Consider the following 16,067-nt stretch of genomic DNA (forward strand, 5'->3'; position numbering starts at 1 on the left):
CCACCTCGCCGCCGACAGTAGGCCGACAACGAGCAAGCCGCCGACAAGCGGGCCGCGCCCCACCCAACCCTTCCCGGACTATGCGGAGAGGGCGGCCTTGAGGACCTCCAGGCCGTCGACGGTGAAGTGGGCCGGGGCCTCGGGGTCGTCGGGCTGGACAAGGGGGACGGTGTCGGCTCTGCCTGGGCCGATCAGCGCGGTTATCGGCGTCGTCCGGCTGGTCCTGCAGCCGACATCGCCCGGCAGGGCCACCGTGAAACTGACCTGTGCGACAGCGGTGTGGAGGTGACCTGTGGCAGATGACCGCGGGCAGCACTTCCCAAAGCTGCAGATGGCGCCAGGGTTAGCTCTCGTAAGACGAGAACTGCTGTGAAGCTCAGCCACAGAACGGATGTTGCGACGGGGGAGAGCCGTGCTGTGACGTGCGGAGGTAGCGGAGCTCCGCGGCCCGGGGCCGTGGAGCGGAACCGGCCACCGGTACGGGCGACGCCTGTCGAAGGCTGTCCGTCACGGCCTGCACCACCCGGGACTCCGCACCGCTGGTGCTGTCCACTACCTGCACGGTATCCCCGAACCCGCACGCGAAGCGGCCTCAGCCACGTCCGTGCCCCAGCTGCAGGACTGCACGTACATCAGATAGGAGAGAGATCACGTTTTTGCTGGTCACAGCGTTACCGGTGGGTCTGTTCTGTCTCCGCAGAGGAGACATTGGCCTGGAAACTCTCACTGGTCTCGATCTCGTACAGGGCCGTGGTGGTCACGCGCTCACCCCCGCGATGACGGCGTCCAGGAGCGCCACGGCGTCGGCCTCGTACGGGTCGGCGAACAGATGGTGGTCGCTGACGTCGAACGGCGCGTACCGCACGGAGACGCGGTGACCGGGCACGAGGGTGGTCTCCCGCCCGTCCAGCGCGGCGGTGATCCGGTCGTGGTCCTGCTGAGCGTGCCGGGTCTGGGTGTACGGGCCGAGGCGCAGCAGGGTGTAGCCGTCGCGGCTGTCGTCGCGCCGGCGGGCCTCGATGTAGAGGGCGTAGTGCGCGGGGTCCATGCCGACGTCGTCGGGCAGGGGCAGGCCCGCAGCGGCGTGGGTGAGCGTCGCGTAGGCCGGCTGCCAGGTGCCGATGATGGCGGTCGTCTCGCAGCGCAGCCAGCCGCGCTCGGTGTAGCCGAGCTGGCGGCCGTGGAGGTACGCCGCGGCGTGCGGGGTGTCGGGGTGGACCAGGGACACGGCGATGATGTCGGGGCCGTGGTCATCGCCCGGCCGGGGTTGGGCTCGCTCGATGAACGGGCCGATCCGTACGGCGGCGTCCTGGCCGCTACCGGGCGTCCAAGGCCGGGGATTCTTGCGGGCGGCGAGCAGAGCGCGGAAGGCGTCCACGACGGCCTGGTCTTCGGGGGTGAGGGCGCCGGGGGCGTGGCCGCAGCGGCGGAAGAGTCGCTTCATCGAGTGGGCTCCTGGTCGCGAGCAGGGTGGGTCCAGGGCAGGGCGAGGCCGTCGTCGGCGGTGCGGGGGAGCAGATGCTGGTGGTGGTGGAAGATCGTCTGCGTAGCGGCACTCCCAGCGTTGCAGATCGTGTTGCAGCCACGGCTTCCGTCGCCATCCGGCGTGATGCCGAGGTCGTGGGCGAGTTCGGCGGTGCGCTGCATGGTGGTGCCGGCCACGACCGGGTCGGTGGTGAAGTCGCTGACATGACCGCGGGGGATGACGAGGATGTGGCCAGTGGTGCAGCCGCCCTTGTGCGGCACGATCGCGACGGTGTCGGGCCAGGCGCGTACGAGGGTGGCGTCGGCTCCGTGGTGGATGATCGCGCAGAACGGGCATCCTCGCCGCGGGTACTTGCGTGGCATCGTTGGCTTGTCGATGTGATGGTGGGTGACCGCAGCCCGTACGCCGTGGAGGTGCAGGCGCCGGCCGATGGCGTCAGCGATGGCCGGGGCACGGTGGCGGCCGTACCAGCAGTTGACCAGGAGTTGAACCGGCCGGTCGTCGGCGGTGAGCAGTGCGGTCAGTTGGTGTACGGCGTCGTCGACGATGCGGTCGGCGCCGGGCGTGGCCAGGACATAGACGCTCATCTCGGCGTCCAGGCCGGTCTGGCGGGCGACAGCATCAGCGATGTTGGGGTCGTCGGGCGGGTTGAGCAGTTGGTCGGTGAGGTTGATGGACAGGACGGCGGCGCGGTGGCGCGGCGGGGGTGGGTCTTGCCAGCGGGCGCCGAAGGAGTCGATGAACACGTCGTACGTCACGGGTGCCTCCGAATCGGGGCTGCGGTGGAAGAGAACCGAGCCGGGGCAGCCATGGCTTGGCCGGCGGCGGCGCGGATGCAGCCGGGCCCGTACGACGCTGCATCGGCCGGGCCCGGAGGAGGTGTTCGGGTGGATGCTGCTGCTCAGTGGCAGCGGCTGTTCGATCCGTGGTGCTGCCGGAAGTTGGGGTGCGGGTTCGGTTTGCCGACGCTGCCGTGGCCGTGGCCGCCGGGGCCGGGGCGCTGCACCGCCGACAGCGCGGCGGCCGGGGTGAGCGCCCTGTCGTCGCAGTGCCGGTCGCGGCGGTCCGTACAGGCAGCCGCCGCGGGGACGAGGAGTGCCAGGGTGACCAGCACGGGCATGGCGCGGGCCGGGAACATCATGGTCGGAGACCTTTCCTGAGCAGGGGTGCCGTGCCCCTACGGCGGCGGGCACGGCACTGGGCGGGTCAGTGCGGAGCGGGACTGTCGGCGATGACGAGGAAGTCGTCGGCGTGCAGGTCCATGACGACCCGGGCGGGCTGTCCCTGGGCCTGCTTCTGTGCGGCGTACTCGTCCGCGGGCCATGAGCCGTAGGGGCCGGCCGCAGGGAATCGCTTGAGGACAGTGCGCACAGTGCGCGTGACCTGGTCGGACATCAGGAAGCCTCCTGATCAGTGAAGGAGAGCTGCAGCACGGGAGATGCTGTGCGGGGTGCCGGTGGCCGCGGTGGGGTCGGCGGCTCGATGCGTTCCAGGTCGGCGTCGGTGAGGAAGCCGAGCTGCCCGGCGGCGGCTGCGCGGGCGGCCAGGGTTATCGAGCGGGTGATCCGGTGGTGGCCGTGGTCGATACGCAGGTGGCACCGCTGGCAGGCGGCGAGGAGATTCTCTTCTCGCACGTCCTCCGGCTGGTGGTTGAGGTGGGCGGTGGTCAGGACCACTGCGGAGCCGGTGTCCGGGTGGTCCTGGCCGTGGACTGCGGCGCAGCGGCCGCCGGGGTGCGCCAGGCCACAGTGGCCTGTGCACTCGCAGCGGCCGCCGGCTCGCTCGAAACGGATCCGCGCGCTGATCTGGGGCCAGTCGCGCGGGTAGCGGTGGATGTTCTCGGGCCGGATCGGCACGGTGTCTTTGACTATTCGCCGTCGGCGGCCTGGCGCTGCTCGAATACCTCGAGCAGGCCACCGACGTCGGCGGGGGTGTCCGCGCAGCCGATCCAGACGCCAGCCTCGGTCCACACTGGGACCTGGTCGGTGTCGGCGTCGATGTAGCAGACGTACGGGCCGTAGCGCTCCAGCACCGTGGTGAAGGCCCCGGCAGCGTCGGTGAGGACGGGCGCGGTCGCGAGGACCTCGAGGGCGGTGACGGCCATCCACAGCGGCTCGTCCGAGGTGCGGGGCAGCCGCAGATGACCGGTGACGCGCAGCTTGTCGCCGGGGACCAGGTCGTGCAGGACGGCGCCCGCCATCACCGGGTCGGTGATGCTGCATGGCAGGGTCGCCTCGTCCGTCCGCTCGTCCGTGGGGGAGACGGTCAGCCGGAAGCGAGCCGTCGATCCGTGCGGGTCGCCGGGCACGGTCTCGTCCTCCAGGAAGCCGTCCAGGACTATGGCCTCGTTCATGCCTCAGCCCGCCTTCCGGGCTGGAGCCTGGTGGGCGGCGTCGTACGCCGCCAGTACCGCCTTGGCACCATGCCCTTGTCGGCGACCTGGTAGCCGGCGGCGCGCGCCCAGTCCCGGATGGCGGCGAGCTCCTGCGGGGTTCGCCCGCTGCCGAGCCGGGACCGGATCGGAGTGGGCGCGGCCGCCGGGGCGGCGCTGGACGGGCGGGGACCGGCTTTCACCGCACGCAGCTGCTCCTGGGCCCGCTCCAGCTCGGCCTTGAGGCGGGCGACACGCTCTTCAGCTTTGCGTTGGGCGGTGTCGGCGGCGCGCCGGGCGGTCAGCTCGGCGAGGTCGCTGCGGATTCGGGCGGCCTTGTTGCGGATGCCGGCCACCGGGTGGGCCTCAGCCCAGGCGAGCAGCTGCTCCACCAGATCGTTAGCCTCGGCCGTCTCGGGCGGCGGGGTGGTGCCGGTGCGGGCCTGCTCGTCGGTGTCGAGCGTCGCCTCGTTCCTGGCTTCCTGCGCGTTGACGAGGGTGGTGACCTCGTCTTCGGACAGGCCGGTCGCCGCGGTGATCTCGGCGGCGCTGGCGTCGGCGTAGTACATGGACAGCGCCATCGCCTCGAACGTGGTGGGGGACGGCTTCGGTGCTGGTGTCGGCTGCGGCATGTCGGTATCTCCTTCGCAGCGGGGGAGGAGGGGGAACAGAGTGGTGAGGGTGGTGTCGTCGCCGGGCAGGCCGAGGGCGTCCAGGAGGAGAACCAGGTCTTCCTTGCTGTGCGCGTGGCGGCCGGTGACACGGGCGGCGGCGGCCTGCTGCTCGGTGCTGGTGGGGTTGAGGGGCAGGCCCTCGGCTTCGAGGGCCTGCTGCCAGTCGGTGAACATCAGGCGACCGCCCTGGCCGACAACGCAGCTTCGAGGATCGCCACGTTCTGCTTCTGCCGGGCCGGGGTCATCGGTTCCTTCCACGGTTCGTACGGCGCGGGCCGGGTGGGGATGAGCTCCCGCTCCAGGCGGGCCAGCGCGGTCTCGCGGACGGTCAGCGGGGCGAGGCGGGCCGCGCGACGCCGGTCCTGGCGGCGGCGGTCCCGCTCCGCGACGACGCCGATCCAGTCGGGGCCGAGGCGCCGTTCGAGGCGCTGGCGCAGCGTGTTCCGCTGCCGAGCGGTGGTCGCCGCCCATACGCCGGTCGGCGTCAGTTCCTTGTGGGCCAGGGCCCACTTGAGGCAGTCGGTGACGACCGGGCAGCCGGAGCAGGCGAGCTTGGCCTTGGCGAGGGCCCTTTTCCGCGCGGTACGGTCGGTGACCTCCTCAATGGCGAACAGCTTTGGGTCGCCCTGACAGCGCAGCGGAGCGTCGGTGTGGGGAAAGGGGAACCGGTCATCGGCGAGCACCACACTGGTGTTGGGGGTGCCGGTACGCAGACCGCTCATGACGAAGCCTCCGTGAGCCGTGGGGCGAGGGCGGGGAGCTGGACGAGGACCTGCTCGAAGACCGGGAGCGGGACGCGCCAGGGTCCGAGCCGGCCGTCGCGGGGCACCGGCAGCGGCAGCACGTGGACGTCGTCCAGCTCCAGGTGGATGCAGCCGGGCTGGGCCCAGGGGCTGCACGGCTCGCCGGGGTCGGTGTGGCAGCCGGTGATGCGGACGACGCCGAGGACCGCGCGGGTGGGCAGCTGATGCCCACGGATCGTGCGGGCCACGAGCGGGTCGCGCAGCGCGGCCCGGTCCATCTGGGCTGCGGCGTGCAGCAGGCGCCAGCCCGGCGACCAGGGGCGGGGCCGGTTCTCCACGCGCTTGTCACCGCGCAGGATGCATGTCGTCCAGGGCTGCCTGATGGTGATGCCACGGATATGGTCCGGGGCGTAGAGCGTCGGCGGCTTCACGCGGCGGCCCCGAGAGAGCCCGTGCCCGGCCGTCCGGCGCGCCGGCCGTTGATGGACGGCACGGTGGCGTGGGAACGGTCGGCGAGCACGGCCCGGCCGGTGTGCTTGCCCGCGTACATCGCGGCGTCGGCGGCCCGCTGGAGGGCGGACAGGTCTGTCGTGCCGATGACGTCCGGGCACGCGGCGCCGATCGACGCGGAGACGTCGACCCAGGCACCGTCGTCGGCCTGGACGGGCTGCGCGAGCAGAGTGGCGAGCTGCGCGAGACGCAGGTCGCGCCGTCCGGCCCCGATCCGTACGGCGACGGCGAGCTCGTCGCCGCCGAGCCGGCCGACCGCCCCGTGGCTGCCCGCCCAGGTGGTCAGACGCTGCGCGGTGACGGCCAGGACCCGGTCGCCGACGGCATGGCCGTGGTCGTCGTTGATCTGCTTGAAGTGGTCCAGATCGACCATGGCCACCAGGGCGTGCTTGCCGTACCGGCCGGTGATCTGGCAGGCCTTGGCGGTGTAGCCGTCGCGGGTGAGCAGCCCGGTCAGCGGGTCGCGGCGGGCGGCGGCGAGCTTGCGGTGAAGGCTGACGGCGTGGACGGCCCAGCCGGTCAGCGGCACCGCGAGACTGGTGAGAATCAGAACGCGTTGCCCGCAGGGGCCGTGCACGCGCACGGTGGAGGCCATACTGGTCTCTCCCTCTCATCTCGTACGGGTTGGGTGGGCCCGGGACAGGCGAGCTGGTTTGGACGCCTTGAGCGTCTGTCCCGGGAGTAGCCGCCGTCCAAAAGAGCTGATGAACGGCTCGAAGTGCGGGGTGCGGCCGCACGTGGGCAAGCAGCCCGGAGAATGCCGTCATGACGACGGACAACCCGGGTGCAGACATAGTGGAAGCGGCATGGCAGGAGCTGCTCGGTTGCGACCGAGTCAGCACTGAACTGGTCGCGGCGGCCTACGCCGAGCCGCGGTTGCGGCAGCTCTTTCCCTGGACCGGGATGTGGGAGCTGCACTTCAGCCGCTGTACGCAGCTGCGTTGGACCTGGGACGTGCCGTACATCGGCCCGGCAGCGGCCGGCCCGGACCACACCGGCCCGTACTACGTCGCGGGGCCCTCACGGACACAGAAGATCGGTAAGGCCGATACCGCGCAGGAGGCGGTGGCGATGGTGATCGCGCGGCTGCCGTCCAACTGCGGCCCCGCGTTCGTCGGCACCTCCGAGGACCTCGCCGAGCATGAGCGTCGGCACCGATAGACCCTGGACCATGTGCTGGCCGACGGCCGCCTCGGGCGCAATCTGTACAGCGGGACTGCAGCTTTCGGCGGGGCGGCGTTCCGTATGGGGACGTCGTCCTTGAAGTAGGGCAGGGGCATGACGTCCATCTCCCTTCGCTTCGCTGTTGAGGGGCCACCGCGGCCGCCCCGGCCCGGCGGTGCGGGACGGGGCGGCACGGAACGCGCTCAACACACGGTCAGCAGAGCGCCTCGAGGGCGTCGCGCAAGCGGATGCGCGCCCGCGCCAAAAGCGCACGCTGCTCGCCTCCGGAGCTGGTCAGCGCGTCCGTGAGGCAGCCGACAGCGGCGTCCAGGTCCTCGGCGGCCTCCTGCAGATAGTCGACGCTCGCGGGGGCCAGGACATCGCGGACCCGGGCGACCAGATCAATGAAGCCGTTCGGAGTGAGGTTCTGCGGTGCTTCCTCCGAGACGTGCGCGGCCAGGTCGGCCCCGAAGCAACCGCTGAGCGCGGTGAAGGTGTCGGTCCTGCCCGTGGCAGACCACTGGGACACGGCATCCGCAACGATCTCGGCGTGATCGAAGGCCAAGTCGGGGAGCGCGTCCAGGGACCACCAGCGGGCATCCACGGCGTCGTCTGCCGCTGTCGGCGGGACAGGCGAGGGCAGGATGGCTGTGTAGGCGACCGTGACGTACTGGCCGCGAGGATCACGGTCGGGAGCGTCGTAGACGCCCACCTGCCACAGATCGGCAGCCGGGACCGGGACACCGCTCTCCTCCTCCAGCTCGCGGACAGCGGCCTCCAAGCTGGTCTCTGCCTTGGCCACGTCCACATGGCCGCCCGGGAGCGCCCAGCAGCCGGCGTACGGATCCCAGCGCCGCTTGATCAGCAGGATGTTCCCGGCGGCGCGCAGAACAACGTCGGCGGTGTAGTGCAGCGTCCCGGTGACGCTGCTGGCTTGGGTGTTCAAAGTGCCTCCTGGTTTCGACGGGATGGGGAAAGGGGTGAGGCTCCGGGGCGTCCGGGTGCGAAGGCCGGCGGCCGCCCCGGGCGTTTGCCAGGGCCAGATGTGTGACGGCGCGCCAGTTCGGGTGATCTGCGTGAGCCGCTCGGTCAGCTAGTGGCGCCCTGGTCGTCGTCGGCTCCGGCGAATCCGGTCTCGCACAGGAAGGCGTCGTCGTGCCGCACGCCCCGGGGCCAAAGGCCGGCGCAGGGGCGGTTGTCGAGGATGACGTGGCCGCTGTCGGCGAGCAGGTAGCGGAACCAGGCGAGGGGCCGGTCCTCGAGCGGCATCGATCCGTTGCCGAGCCCGAAGGCCTGCGGGCCGTTCTCCCCGATGGGGCTGTGGGTGCTGGCCGCGCGCGCCGCGGGGATGGTGTGGCCGTGCTCGTCGGTGGTCTGGCCGAGGGTGCCGATGGTCACCGGTCCGTAGCACCGGAAGCAGTAGCAGTGCACCTTGCTCTGGCTGCCGGGGCGGTGGGTGCCCCAGCGTGGCCAGTGCCCCGTGCGCGGGATCCACCCGTGGCGGCGAGCGCGGCGTACAGCCTTTTGGCAGGAGAGGCAGTACTTCGCCGGTGCTGCACCACCATGCTTGGCGATCATGCGGTGGTAGATGCTGCGGGTCGGCGGCATCCGCCAGGAGATCCAGTCCGCGCCGAAGCCCCAGCCGGGCCGGCCGTCTCCATCGGTGCGCGGCAGCATCTCCGGACCGGTGGAGGCGTCGAAGGCCAGCTCGTACAGGCCGCCTTCATCGGCCGCTTCCCGGGGCCAGGTGCCCTGCGGCAGAGCGGCGGCGATGGCGGCCGCGGCTTCCTCGGCCCGGTCGCGGGTGAAGTAGGCGAACGCGGCCACCTCCCGGCCATCGGGGGTGGAGATGCACCAGGACTGCGCCCCCTCGACGGCACGGCCCTGGCAGTACGGGCGGGTGCGGTCCGGATACGGGGCGTGCCAGGTGGTGTGGACGACCAGGCCCGTGGGCTGGAGCCAGCCCACACCGGGCTCTTTCTCGTTCTCGTGCGGTTCTGTGGGGACGAAGGCGACTTCGACCGGTTGCGTCGGCAGTGTGCTGCCGGCGTCGACGGAGGCGGTGCCCGTCCCGTCGGGCAGGCGAGGACGCTGCCGGACGGCAGGTCGTGCAGACATGGTGAAGCAACTCCTTGGAAGGGGGCTCCGGGGCGGCCGGGTGTGATGGCCGGCGGCCGCCCCGGGCATCTCAGGTACCGCTGGCCGTGTGGACGGCGGCGGTGGTACGGACGGTGTCGGCGAGCAGCGCGGTCAGCTCGTGGCCGAGTCCGACGGCGTCCTCCAGGCGCGCGAGGAGCTCGGCCGGCAGGCTGCGGTTGCGGGCGCCGGCCAGGACGCCCTCCAGGTACAGCACGTCGGCCAGGATGCGGCCGCGGACGTCCAGGACGCCCGGCTGCACCGCCAACGCGCTGGTGTTCTTGGCGGTGGCCAGGGCCGCGTGGCCAGCGGCCTGGGCGTAGGCGGTCTCGGTCTGCTCGGTGAGCAACCCATCGGCCGCGGTGGTTTCGCCGTATGCGCGCCGCCAGCCGAGGCGATCGGCGGCGGCTTCCATCAAAGTGCGGCGGGCGAGGGACACGGTGACCTCCAGCAGGTCCCGTCGTCCGGTCCGGTTGACCGGGCGTACACCGTACGGCCCCGCCCCGGCCGGACAGCCGGCGGAGCGGGGCCGTACGGGAGGCGTCCGGTCAGGCCGCGGGTGAGCGCCGGGGGCGCTGCTTGGGGCCCGGCCCGTGCCGGTGGGTGATCTGGCAGGCGGCGACGGGCGCGGCCAGGCCGGTGCTCCGGGCCGGGGTGAACGGGTGCGGGCCGTCGGCTGCGCGGCTCACCGGCTCTCACCTCCCGCCAGGCGCTGCCGGTCGGCGAGGGCCAGCAACTCCACGGCGAGATCCGGCGCGGACAAGATGGTCCGCAGGATCGAGGTGAAACCGTCGCGCTCGATGGTGTTGAGCCCGTCCCACACGGCGTGTGCGTCGCCGTGCACACCGACGGCCTTGAGGTACTCGTCCTCGGTGGCGGCGGTGTGCTCGGCACCGCACCAGCCGCACCGGAAGCCGGCGCGTTCCCAGCCACTCGCGGTGGTGTCTGACGTGGTGCTCACGCGTCGGCCGCCTCCAGCTCGCGTGCCGCGCACCCGGCGCCGTCCCGGTCGTCACCGGCGCCGGGGCTGCCGTGGACGGTGCAGACGGTGTCACTGGTGTGCGTGTCCAGAAGGTCGTTGACCGAGTAGACCGGCTCCCACGCGGGGGCATCGCAGTCGTCGTCGACCGGGCAGGCCACCAGCAGGTCGAAGCCGAGGTCCCCCGCACCGTCGATGTCGGTGCGCAGAGCGAAAGTCAGGCGGTCGGGGCCGAGGCGGATCTCGCCGACGCGGTCACCGCCGGCGAGCTGCGACCCGTCGCGCCAGCGCCACAGCGGCAGCACCTCCGAGCCGAAGAAGCGGCGCACCGTCAGCAGGCTTCCCAGGCCGTCGCCGCCGTCCCAGCCGAGGTCAGCGCGACGGGCGTCGCCGGCACGGCGCAGCAGCAGCTCCAGACGGTGCACGCGGTCGGCGAGGACGACGTGCGCGAAGCCTTCGTTACGGAGGTGCGGGAACGCGGCGATGGTTTCGGCGTGCTGACGGCGTACGACGTCCTCGGGCACGGCGCGGGCCGGGCTGCGGCCGGCCTGGCGGGCGACGCACACGTCGGCCGGGGTGGAGACCAGGAACGCGACGGCCGGCACGCTGTAGGAGCGGGCGACGTCCAAAAGGCCGGCCCGCACATGCGCCTCGGTATTCGTCGCGTCGATGACGGTCGTCTTCTTCCGGGCGAGGCGGGCCTCCAGGACCGCCTGGAGCGCGAACACGGCGTCCTCGGTCGCCTCCTGGCAGCCCGCATCGTCACTGACCAGGGCACGGAACCGGTCGAGTTCGAGGACCTGGGTGTCGGGCCAGGTGCTGGCCCACGTCGACTTGCCCGAACCTGCCGCGCCGATCAGGCAGACCAGCGACGGGTCGGGGATGGTCGTGTTGACGGGCAGCGCGTTGTCCAGGCGGAAGGTCTTCATTCGGTTTCTCCCCGCAGGTCAAGAGCACGGATGGTGGAGGAGGTCTGGAGGCCGGCGTGCTCGGTGATGAGCGCGGCGGCTTCGTACAGTGGGGACGACAGCTCGCCGTCGCGGTCCAGCTCGATCCGTTCGGCGGCCTGCGCGGCGCCGGTGAGCAGCTGCGCGAGGGAGCCGAAGACGCCGTCTTGGCGGTGGTCTTCGTGGTGCAGTTCGCGCAGGATCTCCGCGAGGTCGTGGGCGTTGGTCTCGCCGCGCAGGTCGTCCTCGATCTGCTGCAGGGCGAGCTTCACGGTGCCGGCGGAGGCCCGGACGCGGTCGAGGGTTGTGCGGGTCACCGGCTGGCGGCCTTGGTGGTGGCGATGAGGGCGGCCAGGGTTTCCCAGCCGTGGTGCCAGGCACCGTCGAGGTGAAAGGTGCCGTTGATGCCGTGGTCGGCGAGGTCCCAGAACGCGCCCTTGCCGGTCTTGCGGGCGAGGGTCTCCAGGAGGCCGCCGGGGACGCGGCGGTCGGCGAGGTAGTGCGTGCCAAAGCTGACCGTCACGGCGGTCATGGCGGCCGCGGGGCGCAGCCGGATGCCCAGGGCCCGGGTGCCGACGGTGACGGCCACGGCCTGGGTGGCGGTGTAGGTCAGGCAGTGCCAGGCGCAGGCCCGGCGCCCGGCCGCGGTGCCGTACGTACGCTTGAGGCCGGTGGTGGGGTGGGTGTAGGTCACCGGGTGCGCGTCGGTGGCGCCCTTGACCTGCGCACAGAAGTCGGACTGGGACCAGGTGTCCCCGATCTTGCTGGCGGCGCGGGTCAGGGCGAGCAGGGCGGCGAAGACGGCGGCGTTGCGGTACGCGTGCGACACGCGACAGCTCCTTGTCTGACGGTGGCGGGGCAGGGCCGGGCTGTCCGGCCCTCCGCACCGCCCCGGCCTTCGGGGCCGGGACAGCACAGAGGGCCGTCAGCCATGAAGCCGCGCCTCGTTCAGACCGCGCACCGCATCCGCGAGCGCGCCCCACACCAGGTCGCTGGGCCCGAACACCGTGTCGGCCAGGGTGATCTGCAGGGCGGGCACGACGGCATCCATGGCGTCGGGCAGCCGTGGCCACAGAGCTTTGATGTCCTGCACCGCCAGGGCCTGGCCGAAGACGACGGTGCCGTGCACGGTGCGCGTGACGATGACGCCACCGGTGTGCTCGGCGTAGAAGGCGTCGTGCCAGTCATGCAGCACCACATCGAGGCCGGCCTTCTCAGCGGCGCCGACCAGGTAATGGATAAGGACCGGGTCCGCGGTGAACCCTTGCACCGCCGCCTTCTGCCGCACCCGGGCAGTGGCGAGACCAACCTGGGCAGCCGCGGCAAGGAACCCGGCGCGGTTGGCGGCGGCGAGCACCGGCACATGCGCGGCGAGGGCGGGGTCGGGGCGGTAGCCCGCCCGGCGGCCGGGGAGGCTGCGTACGGAGCCCTCCCACCAGCCGGCGGTGAGTTGGCCGAGGTCGGCCAGGGTACGGGCGGAGCGCCAGCGGGCGCGGTCGGCGCGGCTCATCCATGGCAGTCGGATCGTCATCGAAACTCCCTCGGTCGGACCGGTGATCGAGGACAGGGGAAGGGGCTGGCCGGTCCGCCACCGCCGCTCCCGGCACGCGGTCGGCGCGCCGGGGACGGCAGAAGCTGGCGGGTCAGTTGCGGCGGCGCCGCGGGCCGCCGGCATGGGGCTGGCGGCGGCGGGGGAGGCGCACGTCACCGGTCATGCTGGTGGCGCGCACGTCCAGGTCGTCGTCGACGGCGCTGTCGGTCGCGGTGACGGTGACATCGCCGGACATCGTCTTGGCGGTGAGGTCGCCGCCGGCGCTCGCGTGGACGCGGATGTCGCCGGACATGCTGTTCAGCTGGGCGGTGCCGCCGAAGTCGCGGAGGTGGATGTCGCCGGACATGGTGCTGGCCTCGGTGACGTCCGTGCGGCCGAGCCGGATGTCGCCGGACTGCGTCTTGGCGATGATGTGCGGCGCGTCGTGCACGTCGATGTCCCCGGACTGCGTGTTCGCGGTGAACCGCTCGCTGTGGCCAGGGAAACGGACGTCGCCGGACTGGGTGGCAGCGGACACGGCCGTGAAGGTGCCGTCGGCAACGACGTCGGCCGACTGCGTGCGGGCAGTGACCGAGCATCCCTCGGGCACCACAGCGGTGATCTCGATAGGGGACGCTCCCTGGACCACGTGGACGGTGCCAGCGCCGTGGAACTGGTACCGGCCGCCGAGGTTCAGGTCACCACCGGACACCATGACCACCGACCCGACGTTGTGCTGCACGTGCTGCACGACGCCGAAGTTGGATCCCGCGATGAACGTGCCGCCGCCGCTGTTGACGATCGTGGTGCCGCCGCTGATGCCGCCGGCGCCCTGGACGTGGGCGACAAGCGCACCGCGGGCATCCCAGCGCAGCTCGGCGTCACGGACTGCATCGGCCGAGGCACCGGACTCATCGACCGTACGGACAGTGATCTCGGCTTCCGTCCGGCTGGCGTCGCTCAGGATGGTGACGGTGCCGCCCGCGCCCAGCAGCTGAACATCAATCAGGACGGGACCGGACTGCTGAGCGGTCAGGGTGCGAACAGGCATGGCAGATCTCCTCTGCGAGTCAACTGGCGCGGTGAGCTGGGAAAGGGGATGGTGATCAGGGGGTCAGGCGCGTAGTGGAGGCGGCGAGGAGTGCGCCGTCGGCGTCGATCGCTCGCTGCCGTCGCGCGGCGAGCTCCGGCTCGGTAACGGTCGCCAGGTCCTCGCCCTTGGTCTTGACCGCGTACGTCACGGCGACCGCGGCATCGGCGGCGGCCAGCAGCACAGAGTCCTGGGTGAGCGCGCGGAGCTGGTAGAGAGCGCGAGTGATCTCACCGCACGAGGCGTGGCTGGTCTCCTGGGCCTGCGCCGTCTGCTCCGGGGTGGCGGTGGTGCTGTGGGTGAGGTCCCAGCGGGTGTAGAGGTGGCCGCGGTGCGTGCTGAGCGCGTACGCGAGCCGGACGATCGTGTCCCGGACGGTCTGCTGGTGGGCGGCGAGGTCGGCGTCCCGCGCGCTGCGGGCCAGGGCGCGCTGCTGGAGCGCGCTGCCGATCACGACCCCGGCCAGACCGATCAGGGCCGGTAACACCATCTCCATTGAGGACGGCTCCTTCCAGACGGTTCAGGCGGCCAGCCGGTGCGCGGCCGGGACCGGGGGGCAGTAGCTGTTCGGGTGGGCCGGGGTGCCGTCGTGGCACTCCAGGCAGGTGCCGAGGGTTTTGAGGGGAAGGCAGTGGTGGTACCGACGGCCGCATGCGGGGCAGGTCTGGCGGGCGGCCATCGCCTGATCGAGGGCCTCTTCCTGCGCGAGCGATGGCTTGCGCTTCGGCCGGGCGAGGTCCACGCGGTACAGCCAGGCCCGGGTCGGGTGGCTGCACGACCACTGCGGCCGGTAGACGCACGCTTTACAGCGCAGCACCGCCACCGGGCCGTGCCCGCCGGGACTCAGCCCCTTCTCCCGCAACTGCCGCCGGGTGATCAGGCCCTCGGGGCATGCGCGCCGGTCGAACTCCGGCAGCCTCGCTTTGCTGCGCGGCACCCGCCTCACCTCGCGGCGGCGCCGCTTGCGGGGGCGGGGCATCACCGGCTCCAGGCGCCGGGCAGCCGACGAGGGCGCTGCGGGTAACGCGGGCCGGGGCGCTGCGGGCGGGGCCGGCCGATGCGGCGATGGGGGCGAGGGATGAGCACGAGGGGTCCTCCAGCAAGTAGGCGGACAACGCCGCGCCCCGCCGACGTCGTACGTACGCGTCGGCGGGGCGCAGGAGACGGTGCGGCGGGTGGCCGGGCGGCCTGTCCGGTCCTCGCCCGGCCCCGGGTGCGGGCGGGCGAGGGCCAGGCGGGGCGTCAGGTTCCGGTGGTGGTGCGGGTCCGAAGCCGCCGGGCGGCCCACTGCCGCATCCGGGTGCGGAACGTGGGGTGCGTGTGCTGCCAGGCGCTGCGGGCCAGGCCGTGCTCGGTGGGGAAGTTCTGGGAGACCCCGCAGGTGCACGTCCAGGTATAGGGCTCGGGGCGGGTCTCGTCGCGGGTAGCGGTGGCGGTGACCGGGATGCCGTCGTGGCGTCCGTGGTAAGTGCCGACCCAGAGTTCGTCGTTGGCCATGGTGGAGTTGCTCCTTCGCTGGGTGGTGGAGGTGGTGGGTGTTGGCCGGGTGGCTTGCCCCGCGCCCGGTCCCGGGCATGCGGGTACGGGCGCGGGGCAAGGGGCCCGGAGCGGTTACAGGCCGCGGGCGTCGGCAAGGAGTGCGGCCTGGCCGAGCAGGCGCAGCGGGATGCGGGGGCTGCCGAAGGCGTCGTTGAACTGGGGCACGGACTCCACGCTGTCGCCGAACTGGCGGCGGATCGTGTCCAGGAGGACGTCCAGGGCGTCGGATTCCAGGCGCTGGTTGCCGTCGGCTTCGGCGTGGATGGCGCCGTACAGGCAGCGGGCGCCGTCGGTTGTGACGAGGGTGCCGGTGCACCAGCCGCCGGTGAGCAGGCGGTGGTGGGCGCGCTGGAGCAGGGCGGCGACCGGTGTCGGATACAGCTCGGGCAGCGGCCGCACCCCGGTTTCGCCGGGTTCGGTGGGGCCGGTGACGACGTCGGCCAGGTCGACGGGCTCGGTGGCGAGGTGGGCGGTGTTGACCTCGTATGCGACGGCCGCGGTGTCCAGCCGGACGGTCATCGCCGCGTCGATGAGGGTGAGGCGTTCTTCGAGGGAGAGTTCCGCTGCCGGCGCGGGCGCCGGGGCGGTGAGGATGGTCGGGTCACGCCGGTGGGCGGCGGGGCTGGCGGGGGAGTGGGGCATCGGTGCTCCTGCGGCGTCGAAGGTGCGGGGGCGTGTGGCGGTCTTCGACGCCGGCGGCCGGGCGGTTCAGATGCTGGCGATCCATCCGGCGACGGCGCCGAGCGCGTCCCGGATGACGGGGGCGACGCCGGTGGAGGCGAGGTAGAAGCCGAACCCGGCGCAGGCCAGGGCGGGCCACAGGCGGACCCAGCCGATGCGGATCATGACGAAGACGATGATGCCGAGCAGGACGACGACAGAGATTGATACGGCCAC

General features: G+C 72.2%; 27 protein-coding genes. 1 reads left to right on the plus strand and 26 read right to left on the minus strand.

The features are described from left to right. Nucleotides 1-78: 78 nt before the first annotated feature. The 11 genes from ACZ4Z1_RS36455 to ACZ4Z1_RS36505 all read right to left on the minus strand — a co-directional run bounded on the left by ACZ4Z1_RS36455 (nucleotide 79) and on the right by ACZ4Z1_RS36505 (nucleotide 6,379). On the minus strand, nucleotides 79-252 hold the full coding sequence (locus ACZ4Z1_RS36455) for a hypothetical protein (RefSeq protein ID WP_468490967.1): 174 nt from the start codon (nucleotides 250-252) through the stop codon (nucleotides 79-81). Nucleotides 253-757: 505 nt separating this feature from the next. After that, nucleotides 758-1,444, minus strand: a complete 687-nt coding sequence (locus tag ACZ4Z1_RS36460; RefSeq protein ID WP_468490968.1) for a hypothetical protein — start codon at nucleotides 1,442-1,444, stop codon at nucleotides 758-760. Continuing rightward, complete coding sequence (locus tag ACZ4Z1_RS36465; protein WP_468490969.1) at nucleotides 1,441-2,244, minus strand: HIT family protein; 804 nt, start codon at nucleotides 2,242-2,244, stop codon at nucleotides 1,441-1,443. The genes ACZ4Z1_RS36460 and ACZ4Z1_RS36465 overlap by 4 nt, the downstream gene beginning before the upstream one ends. A gap of 143 nt (nucleotides 2,245-2,387) precedes the next feature. Beyond that, the gene (locus ACZ4Z1_RS36470; protein ID WP_468490970.1) at nucleotides 2,388-2,627 is read right to left on the minus strand and encodes a hypothetical protein; all 240 of its coding nucleotides are present in this window, start codon (nucleotides 2,625-2,627) and stop codon (nucleotides 2,388-2,390) included. A gap of 65 nt (nucleotides 2,628-2,692) precedes the next feature. Further along, nucleotides 2,693-2,881, minus strand: coding sequence for a hypothetical protein (locus ACZ4Z1_RS36475; protein WP_468490971.1), 189 nt, complete (start codon nucleotides 2,879-2,881; stop codon nucleotides 2,693-2,695). After that, a complete protein-coding gene (locus ACZ4Z1_RS36480; protein ID WP_468490972.1) occupies nucleotides 2,881-3,342 on the minus strand; it encodes a hypothetical protein in 462 nt (153 codons plus the stop codon). Before ACZ4Z1_RS36480 ends, ACZ4Z1_RS36475 begins: the two co-directional genes overlap by 1 nt. Nucleotides 3,343-3,353: 11 nt before the next feature. Then, entirely contained in the window at nucleotides 3,354-3,839 is a 486-nt protein-coding gene (locus ACZ4Z1_RS36485; protein ID WP_468490973.1) for a hypothetical protein, read from the minus strand. Further along, on the minus strand, nucleotides 3,836-4,705 hold the full coding sequence (locus ACZ4Z1_RS36490) for an Lsr2 family DNA-binding protein (protein ID WP_468490974.1): 870 nt from the start codon (nucleotides 4,703-4,705) through the stop codon (nucleotides 3,836-3,838). Before ACZ4Z1_RS36490 ends, ACZ4Z1_RS36485 begins: the two co-directional genes overlap by 4 nt. Continuing rightward, the gene (locus ACZ4Z1_RS36495; protein ID WP_468490975.1) at nucleotides 4,705-5,253 is read right to left on the minus strand and encodes a WhiB family transcriptional regulator; all 549 of its coding nucleotides are present in this window, start codon (nucleotides 5,251-5,253) and stop codon (nucleotides 4,705-4,707) included. The genes ACZ4Z1_RS36490 and ACZ4Z1_RS36495 overlap by 1 nt, the downstream gene beginning before the upstream one ends. Next, a complete protein-coding gene (locus ACZ4Z1_RS36500; protein ID WP_468490976.1) occupies nucleotides 5,250-5,705 on the minus strand; it encodes an ASCH domain-containing protein in 456 nt (151 codons plus the stop codon). The genes ACZ4Z1_RS36495 and ACZ4Z1_RS36500 overlap by 4 nt, the downstream gene beginning before the upstream one ends. After that, a complete protein-coding gene (locus ACZ4Z1_RS36505) occupies nucleotides 5,702-6,379 on the minus strand; it encodes a GGDEF domain-containing protein (protein WP_468490977.1) in 678 nt (225 codons plus the stop codon). The genes ACZ4Z1_RS36500 and ACZ4Z1_RS36505 overlap by 4 nt, the downstream gene beginning before the upstream one ends. Nucleotides 6,380-6,549: 170 nt before the next feature. Here ACZ4Z1_RS36505 and ACZ4Z1_RS36510 point away from each other — a divergent pair, with 170 nt between their 5' ends. After that, complete coding sequence (locus ACZ4Z1_RS36510) at nucleotides 6,550-6,945, plus strand: DUF6193 family natural product biosynthesis protein (protein ID WP_468490978.1); 396 nt, start codon at nucleotides 6,550-6,552, stop codon at nucleotides 6,943-6,945. Nucleotides 6,946-7,162: 217 nt separating this feature from the next. On the opposite strand, the gene ACZ4Z1_RS36515 is transcribed toward ACZ4Z1_RS36510, so the two are convergent. The 15 genes from ACZ4Z1_RS36515 to ACZ4Z1_RS36585 all read right to left on the minus strand — a co-directional run bounded on the left by ACZ4Z1_RS36515 (nucleotide 7,163) and on the right by ACZ4Z1_RS36585 (nucleotide 16,067). After that, complete coding sequence (locus tag ACZ4Z1_RS36515; protein WP_468490979.1) at nucleotides 7,163-7,894, minus strand: NUDIX domain-containing protein; 732 nt, start codon at nucleotides 7,892-7,894, stop codon at nucleotides 7,163-7,165. Nucleotides 7,895-8,037: 143 nt separating this feature from the next. Beyond that, a complete protein-coding gene (locus ACZ4Z1_RS36520; protein WP_468490980.1) occupies nucleotides 8,038-9,066 on the minus strand; it encodes a hypothetical protein in 1,029 nt (342 codons plus the stop codon). 70 nt (nucleotides 9,067-9,136) lie between these two features. Continuing rightward, nucleotides 9,137-9,523 carry a hypothetical protein gene (locus ACZ4Z1_RS36525; protein WP_468490981.1) on the minus strand — a complete coding sequence of 129 codons (387 nt, stop codon included), beginning with the start codon at nucleotides 9,521-9,523 and terminating at the stop codon, nucleotides 9,137-9,139. Between the two features lie 109 nt (nucleotides 9,524-9,632). Continuing rightward, complete coding sequence (locus ACZ4Z1_RS36530; RefSeq protein ID WP_468490982.1) at nucleotides 9,633-9,773, minus strand: hypothetical protein; 141 nt, start codon at nucleotides 9,771-9,773, stop codon at nucleotides 9,633-9,635. Then, nucleotides 9,770-10,045 carry a hypothetical protein gene (locus ACZ4Z1_RS36535; RefSeq protein WP_468490983.1) on the minus strand — a complete coding sequence of 92 codons (276 nt, stop codon included), beginning with the start codon at nucleotides 10,043-10,045 and terminating at the stop codon, nucleotides 9,770-9,772. Before ACZ4Z1_RS36535 ends, ACZ4Z1_RS36530 begins: the two co-directional genes overlap by 4 nt. Further along, complete coding sequence (locus ACZ4Z1_RS36540) at nucleotides 10,042-10,992, minus strand: AAA family ATPase (RefSeq protein ID WP_468490984.1); 951 nt, start codon at nucleotides 10,990-10,992, stop codon at nucleotides 10,042-10,044. The genes ACZ4Z1_RS36535 and ACZ4Z1_RS36540 overlap by 4 nt, the downstream gene beginning before the upstream one ends. After that, the gene (locus ACZ4Z1_RS36545) at nucleotides 10,989-11,327 is read right to left on the minus strand and encodes a hypothetical protein (RefSeq protein WP_468490985.1); all 339 of its coding nucleotides are present in this window, start codon (nucleotides 11,325-11,327) and stop codon (nucleotides 10,989-10,991) included. The genes ACZ4Z1_RS36540 and ACZ4Z1_RS36545 overlap by 4 nt, the downstream gene beginning before the upstream one ends. Continuing rightward, on the minus strand, nucleotides 11,324-11,839 hold the full coding sequence (locus ACZ4Z1_RS36550; RefSeq protein WP_468490986.1) for a hypothetical protein: 516 nt from the start codon (nucleotides 11,837-11,839) through the stop codon (nucleotides 11,324-11,326). Before ACZ4Z1_RS36550 ends, ACZ4Z1_RS36545 begins: the two co-directional genes overlap by 4 nt. 96 nt (nucleotides 11,840-11,935) lie before the next feature. Next, on the minus strand, nucleotides 11,936-12,541 hold the full coding sequence (locus ACZ4Z1_RS36555) for a DUF6919 domain-containing protein (RefSeq protein WP_468490987.1): 606 nt from the start codon (nucleotides 12,539-12,541) through the stop codon (nucleotides 11,936-11,938). A 112-nt stretch (nucleotides 12,542-12,653) separates the two neighbouring features. Further along, nucleotides 12,654-13,592 carry a DUF4097 family beta strand repeat-containing protein gene (locus tag ACZ4Z1_RS36560; RefSeq protein ID WP_468490988.1) on the minus strand — a complete coding sequence of 313 codons (939 nt, stop codon included), beginning with the start codon at nucleotides 13,590-13,592 and terminating at the stop codon, nucleotides 12,654-12,656. 55 nt (nucleotides 13,593-13,647) lie between these two features. Then, nucleotides 13,648-14,127 carry a hypothetical protein gene (locus ACZ4Z1_RS36565; RefSeq protein ID WP_468490989.1) on the minus strand — a complete coding sequence of 160 codons (480 nt, stop codon included), beginning with the start codon at nucleotides 14,125-14,127 and terminating at the stop codon, nucleotides 13,648-13,650. A gap of 24 nt (nucleotides 14,128-14,151) precedes the next feature. Continuing rightward, entirely contained in the window at nucleotides 14,152-14,610 is a 459-nt protein-coding gene (locus ACZ4Z1_RS36570) for an RRQRL motif-containing zinc-binding protein (protein ID WP_468490990.1), read from the minus strand. A 263-nt stretch (nucleotides 14,611-14,873) separates the two neighbouring features. Beyond that, nucleotides 14,874-15,128 (minus strand): hypothetical protein, encoded by a 255-nt coding sequence (locus ACZ4Z1_RS36575; protein WP_468490991.1) that lies wholly within the window; start codon nucleotides 15,126-15,128, stop codon nucleotides 14,874-14,876. 114 nt (nucleotides 15,129-15,242) lie between these two features. Next, complete coding sequence (locus ACZ4Z1_RS36580) at nucleotides 15,243-15,812, minus strand: DUF6197 family protein (protein ID WP_468490992.1); 570 nt, start codon at nucleotides 15,810-15,812, stop codon at nucleotides 15,243-15,245. 66 nt (nucleotides 15,813-15,878) lie between these two features. Continuing rightward, nucleotides 15,879-16,067 (minus strand): hypothetical protein, encoded by a 189-nt coding sequence (locus ACZ4Z1_RS36585; protein WP_468490993.1) that lies wholly within the window; start codon nucleotides 16,065-16,067, stop codon nucleotides 15,879-15,881.

It is taken from the genome of Streptomyces sp. NPDC030165 (assembly GCF_055573595.1).

Bases quoted from the DNA above. Each gene is read 5' to 3' on its own strand.
- ACZ4Z1_RS36575 (WP_468490991.1), bottom strand. From the start codon at position 15,128: ATGGCCAACGACGAACTCTGGGTCGGCACTTACCACGGACGCCACGAC.
- ACZ4Z1_RS36565 (WP_468490989.1), bottom strand. From the start codon at position 14,127: ATGGAGATGGTGTTACCGGCCCTGATCGGTCTGGCCGGGGTCGTGATC.
- ACZ4Z1_RS36460 (WP_468490968.1), bottom strand. From the start codon at position 1,444: ATGAAGCGACTCTTCCGCCGCTGCGGCCACGCCCCCGGCGCCCTCACC.
- ACZ4Z1_RS36495 (WP_468490975.1), bottom strand. From the start codon at position 5,253: ATGAGCGGTCTGCGTACCGGCACCCCCAACACCAGTGTGGTGCTCGCC.
- ACZ4Z1_RS36555 (WP_468490987.1), bottom strand. From the start codon at position 12,541: ATGACGATCCGACTGCCATGGATGAGCCGCGCCGACCGCGCCCGCTGG.
- ACZ4Z1_RS36570 (WP_468490990.1), bottom strand. From the start codon at position 14,610: ATGCCCCGCCCCCGCAAGCGGCGCCGCCGCGAGGTGAGGCGGGTGCCG.
- ACZ4Z1_RS36580 (WP_468490992.1), bottom strand. From the start codon at position 15,812: ATGCCCCACTCCCCCGCCAGCCCCGCCGCCCACCGGCGTGACCCGACC.
- ACZ4Z1_RS36540 (WP_468490984.1), bottom strand. From the start codon at position 10,992: ATGAAGACCTTCCGCCTGGACAACGCGCTGCCCGTCAACACGACCATC.
- ACZ4Z1_RS36505 (WP_468490977.1), bottom strand. From the start codon at position 6,379: ATGGCCTCCACCGTGCGCGTGCACGGCCCCTGCGGGCAACGCGTTCTG.
- ACZ4Z1_RS36485 (WP_468490973.1), bottom strand. From the start codon at position 3,839: ATGAACGAGGCCATAGTCCTGGACGGCTTCCTGGAGGACGAGACCGTG.
- ACZ4Z1_RS36560 (WP_468490988.1), bottom strand. From the start codon at position 13,592: ATGCCTGTTCGCACCCTGACCGCTCAGCAGTCCGGTCCCGTCCTGATT.
- ACZ4Z1_RS36510 (WP_468490978.1), top strand. From the start codon at position 6,550: ATGACGACGGACAACCCGGGTGCAGACATAGTGGAAGCGGCATGGCAG.
- ACZ4Z1_RS36490 (WP_468490974.1), bottom strand. From the start codon at position 4,705: ATGTTCACCGACTGGCAGCAGGCCCTCGAAGCCGAGGGCCTGCCCCTC.
- ACZ4Z1_RS36520 (WP_468490980.1), bottom strand. From the start codon at position 9,066: ATGTCTGCACGACCTGCCGTCCGGCAGCGTCCTCGCCTGCCCGACGGG.
- ACZ4Z1_RS36470 (WP_468490970.1), bottom strand. From the start codon at position 2,627: ATGATGTTCCCGGCCCGCGCCATGCCCGTGCTGGTCACCCTGGCACTC.
- ACZ4Z1_RS36475 (WP_468490971.1), bottom strand. From the start codon at position 2,881: ATGTCCGACCAGGTCACGCGCACTGTGCGCACTGTCCTCAAGCGATTC.